Source organism: Pseudomonas sp. HY2-MNA-CIBAN-0224 (assembly GCF_040310285.1).
GTDB classification, from domain to species: Bacteria; Pseudomonadota; Gammaproteobacteria; order Pseudomonadales; family Pseudomonadaceae; genus Aquipseudomonas; species Aquipseudomonas helleri.
The window spans coordinates 1-341 of the sequence record NZ_JBEOPQ010000285.1 but is presented as its reverse complement, the minus strand read 5'-3'; the positions used below and the strand labels follow the sequence as shown (position 1 = coordinate 341).

Here is a 341-nt window from a genome sequence, read left to right as displayed (position 1 = left end):
GCTTCAAGTTTATTATCTGGCTTAACTACCGAATATATTGATACCTATATTATAAAATGCCGTAATCAAAATAATAATAGTAAAAATAAAATTCAAAATAAGCACTAACCAATACCCTAGGGTAGCCTTCGCAAGGGATTCTATTTGCATTATTTTGGCCATGCCTATAGCAATGACTATAAATAAAGCCGTAGATAAGTAGATGACTTCTAACCAACTCGCTCTGCCATCGATAATATCTATGATCACTCTTATGGTGAAGATAGTTATTAATAGAAATATCAACAATTTTTCAAAAAATACTTGATTGTGAGTCGATATTGTATGAGAGTCATTATAAC

1 protein-coding gene is annotated in these 341 nt (G+C 30.8%); it reads right to left on the bottom strand.

Annotated elements, in window-relative coordinates:
• Positions 1-21: 21 nt before the first annotated feature.
• A partial coding sequence (locus tag AAEZ03_RS26420) for a hypothetical protein (RefSeq protein WP_350582723.1) occupies positions 22-341 on the bottom strand: 320 nt, incomplete at its 5' end.